This is a genomic window from Okeania sp. SIO2B9 (assembly GCF_010672505.1).
Lineage (GTDB): Bacteria > Cyanobacteriota > Cyanobacteriia > Cyanobacteriales > Microcoleaceae > Okeania > Okeania hirsuta.
In genome coordinates this window covers 1-4,653 of record NZ_JAAHGK010000564.1, presented here as the reverse complement: position 1 = coordinate 4,653, position 4,653 = coordinate 1, and the positions used below count along the sequence as shown (strand labels likewise).

The window sequence follows — 4,653 nt, the reverse complement described above, 5'->3', positions numbered from 1 at the left end:
AGCAATATAACTCGGCGAGCCCTCATCTATATGTCTGTAGTTGTTAGATTGCTAAAGCTGCTGAGAAGGAAAAATTAAGAAAATATTAGAGAAAAAGGTCTTCATCTGAGGGAGAGGTAAAAATAGTCTGGAAGTCCTTTTTGAAAAACACCCAATATAATGTAATGCCAGCTCTTGCAGACATGAGACCCTTGTCGCCTGATGTATTTATCCGAGGTCGAGAGCTTGATACTACTACAGTTTATGGCCTACAAGAATGTTCTAACTTATGTGAAAGCAATTCTGAGTGTATTGGTTTAGACGTACATCAACTTGTACGGAGTTATTTGCTTACTTTTCAGTAGAAGTAAATGAAGGCTATGTTTCTGCATTAAAACCCCAAGGTTACGGTTACTAATCGCAATCTTAGACCCACCTTTTCTTTTGTCACAAGCGATGAATCATAACCGCCGTATCAGCGATTATGAAAAAAAGATATACAAACTGGCGATCGCATTGGGGAGCAATCGCCTTTGCTTTTGCTGGTGATGCCGAGAAACCGATTCGATTGGGGGAGTGTTCGCCTATTTTGCTTATTATAGCGGTTTTCATTAACATAGAATACAGCTATCAAGTTTGTAACTTATCAAACTTCAAACATACTTATATTTTTCTGTAGTCTACCTTTGTGAAAACCGCTATAAGTAAGAGCGATCGCTTATATCCTGGGGCGATCGCTCTTTTTTTTCTTGGCCGAGGCGCGAACGCCTGGCAGGAATTTACTTTCACGGATTTATGACCCTCCCCAAAGGAACATTTCTCTTGCGATAGAAATAAAAGGGACATATCCATTACTGTCTAAAGTCTAAGAGGAAAGGTGTACTTTTTTTTCGGCGTTGCATATTTGTGGGATGAATTGTATGCTTGGACAAAAAAGAAGTATGAAGTATTAAGGATGAGATTTACCTGTTCAAAAAAGATTCATCCCTTGATTCAGCAGCGCCTTTTTTTCAAAATGGGTTGATTTTATGGGATTGACAAGCATCTTGTTTTATGATTTATAAATCCCACGAAGTCGGTATTTAATCGCGGCAAAATCACTGCTTATATAAAGCTGGTGGTAATAAAAACTGCTATCCAACTTAAGAATAACCATTTTTGTTTCAGTATAGTTTTCCTACGGAATGCTGCGCAAACAGATAGGGAACGTCGATAGTAACCACTCTTGCGCTTCCATTTATTTCACCCCACCTTACAAAATGAATCTGTCTAAGGTTTTCATCCCTGGGATGGGGTGAAGCTTTGCTCTTGCCATGCTGTGCTGTGGCACGGCATCTTTACGAGGTGGTATGATTGGTTTTGCACCTCTGTTTTTGGCCTCCTGGTAGCAATTGCGCTGTTGGTGGAGCAAGTGCGGCAGCTATATCATAGGCACCATCACCAGATACTACGCCCTTTCTTTGCTACCCATCTGCTGCTTTTGAAGCTCTACAGCGATCGCCTGTGCTTTTTCATCTATAGCAATGTGCGCTGGCATATTTACAAATTGCAGGAGGTGTCCAATAGCTAAAATCTTATATTATCAGCTTTTTATTCCCCCTATTGCCTGTTGCCTGCGCGCAGCGCTATAATTCTCTGTAACTGATACTTTCTATTTCTTTTTCACTATTCTTAAGGAAAGTGTAAGCTTTTTGATCGGATTGATTTAGGGAGCGATACTGGAGAAGATCAATTAATTTAGAAAATTCGGCGTTGCTGATTTGAGAAATTCAACTAGTGGTAAATTTTTAGCCAAAACAATAGTGCAAATTATACCTATTTCTTCCTATTTAATCACCGAAAAACTCCTTTCTACCTACTGACTCCTGGCTTAGTCCTCCTGAATCCTGACTCTTGAATCCTGTGAAATCATACATTTATTCAACAACGCCGAAAATTATTGCTCATTTTTCATATATTAATGTGCAGCTATTGCTTTTAGTTTTATGTTTACCAATACCTATGAAAATCAGACTAAGCTAAGAAATATTTAGACTTTATATCCTTTTTTTCCTTTCACAAAATGCGGACAAATTTAGATTTATCCTGCTTCCTTAGTTTCTTTTATGTCTTGTAGCGTTTCTACCGAAATTGATGTTGAGTCATTAATAATACTCAAAATATCCCAAGCTACTCTTGACCAACTGTAATATAATTCTGCTAGATCACGTGCTGTTCTTCCCATTTTTTCACTCTTCTTTGGTTTTGACAATAAGTAGTTGATCTCAGTAGCAAAGGCATCAGGATTGTCGTAGTCTGAGATGACAATACCATTTTTTCCGGGAACAATTACTTCAGGATTTCCCCCCCTAGCAGTAGTAATAGTGCATAGTCCTGTTGCCATAGCTTCATAATGCACCCTAGCTAGAGGCTCTTCCCATTGAGATGCACACACGAATATATCCCCTAACAAAAAGTAATCTGCTACTTCTGATGGTGAGATAAAACCAGTCAGCTGAACTGCTTGCCCTAACTTTTCTGCTTCTGCTTTAATTTCACGGACATAATCATTTTCATTGTTATTGCCGTACCATTTACTTCCTACTAGCAATAATACAGCAGATGGATGTTTTTTGATTATTTTGGCGATCGCAGATATTAACAGATGAGGTCCTTTTTTATCTGTCAACCTTCCCACGCAGAGGACTACTTTTTTACCCTCCAACCCATGAGTCGCCAGCATTGCTTCTCGTTTCTCTTTTACTCCTTCTGCCCACCTTGGCTGAAAGCGCTTGAGGTCTACTCCAGCATATACCGGTTGCAGCTTGTGTTTATATTCTGGAAATAACTTAGCAATACCATCAGCAATAAATTTACTGACTGTCACTACTTTTTCTACTCGTTCCAGGCATTTAATTGCTTCTTGTGGTTCAATTTTTTTAGCATAGAACATTTCGTTATGCATACTAAGAAGAAAGCGACTATTGGGAGCTGCTTTGGCAACCAAGGACACATACTTGGGACGGTTGTAAATTACTATCCAATCAAAATTTTTCCTTTCTACAAATTTGGCTACTATTTGATAGTATTCTTCTGAAGTGTTGGCAGTAGTGCGCTCGTAACGAATATTGTCTCTAATTTCTCGATCTGGTAAATCAGGGTCTGCTATGGAGAATACTGTGATTTCATGCTCTCGTTTTAGGTAAGGTAGAATACCGTCTATGTATGTCTGGATAGCCCCACCTCGGACATTAGGCACTGGTAACTTTTCTGTGCAGACTAATAGTATGTTCACGTTATCAACTTGAGCTTATAATTTCTTAAGTAGTATAAGGGATTTTGATACACCTTTACATAAAAAAAATATTTACCTTCAGGAAAAAAATATCAAGCCCTCACTCTACAGGCGGGGGCTTGATTTCATAGTTAATTGAATTGTTATTGGACTTAAAGCGCAACTCTATCTGTTAAGATATTTCGCTATCTACTTGAAAGCAAAATTAGTACATTGCGTAGGTTTTAATTTTTCTAGTCTAAGAGTCCCTTTTTATCTTTCTTTTTCTGGACTAGGGCAATTACAGGCTGTACATTTTCATCCACTTCACCTTCTTCTTTTAACTGTTCTATAATCGAGCGTATTCTTTTAAAGATCTTACCTTCGCCCCTCCGAAAATCATAGATATCGTCTTTATCTGCACCACTCATTTCTAAAATAATAGTGTTGGCTTGTTGTTTCATTTTTGTTTTCTCCCTAAATTTTTACTACTTAATTTAACTTATGTTGTCAGGAAAAATGTTATAATTTTTAGACCTCATACCTTTCTCTGAAATTTATTCAAGTTTTACTTAAATACTAGGAGATAAGTTTAAGAACCTAAAATCACTATTTCACCTAACATACATAACTTCGAGCATAATACTCGAAGTCAATCAAACCATTATTCCACCAGTCATAACTTAAGTTATGAAACTTTTAAAGGAACTTACAACACTTACACTCACTATAATAAATAGTAAGAAAATCTTCTTAGTCTAAAAGTCCTTTTTTACTTTTCTTTTTCTTTAAAATAACAATTATGGGCTGTATGTTATCTGAAATTTCGCCTGATTCTTGTAGTTTTTCAATTGTTTGGCCTATTCTTTTGAATACCTTACCCTCACCTCTGCGTAAATCATCGATATCGTCACTCTTAGCTCCTCCAAACTCTAAAACAACCGTGTTTGCTTGTTGCTTCAAGCTTTTTTCACTTGTATCAGATGACATTACCATTTTTTTTTATCTCCTTAATGCTTGCTAATTATTATGTTACTAGAGGAAATTTTACCAAAAACCTGCAATTATTTTTTTTCTTGCATCCGTTATGGGTTGTATATTTCCTGAGTTAGTTTAACAAAGTCCCTTTTGCACCTGCCCTTCACTGATAGAAATTATGAGGAGTATGATAGCAATCAATTATTACTTTTGACATACTCCTCATAACTTACTAATAGCAAGGTTACACTATCACCTAAGCTTTCTACTCTATCTGTGGATCATTTAGTAAATCAAGATTTTGCTTGAGTCTGATTCTTTTTTTCAAAAGTCTCACTTACTTGTTATGAACCAAAGCTAGTTTTTCGATTTACCCCAATTAGTCTAAAGTTTATATGAAAGTTTTACTGACAACTTTCATATAAACTTTAGACTAATTGGGA

4 protein-coding genes are annotated in these 4,653 nt (G+C 36.7%); 1 reads left to right on the top strand and 3 read right to left on the bottom strand.

Going from position 1 to position 4,653, the window contains the following annotated elements:
• Positions 1–164 precede the first annotated feature (164 nt).
• The gene (locus F6K13_RS19185; RefSeq protein WP_124146133.1) at positions 165–344 is read left to right on the top strand and encodes a hypothetical protein; all 180 of its coding nucleotides are present in this window, start codon (positions 165–167) and stop codon (positions 342–344) included.
• 1,715 nt (positions 345–2,059) lie between these two features.
• On the opposite strand, the gene F6K13_RS19180 is transcribed toward F6K13_RS19185, so the two are convergent.
• From F6K13_RS19180 to F6K13_RS19170, 3 genes are all read right to left on the bottom strand, one after another.
• Entirely contained in the window at positions 2,060–3,253 is a 1,194-nt protein-coding gene (locus tag F6K13_RS19180) for a glycosyltransferase family 4 protein (protein WP_124155345.1), read from the bottom strand.
• A 233-nt stretch (positions 3,254–3,486) separates the two neighbouring features.
• On the bottom strand, positions 3,487–3,696 hold the full coding sequence (locus tag F6K13_RS19175) for a hypothetical protein (RefSeq protein WP_124155346.1): 210 nt from the start codon (positions 3,694–3,696) through the stop codon (positions 3,487–3,489).
• A gap of 289 nt (positions 3,697–3,985) precedes the next feature.
• A complete protein-coding gene (locus tag F6K13_RS19170; RefSeq protein WP_124155347.1) occupies positions 3,986–4,228 on the bottom strand; it encodes a hypothetical protein in 243 nt (80 codons plus the stop codon).
• Between the last annotated feature and the right edge of the window lie 425 nt (positions 4,229–4,653).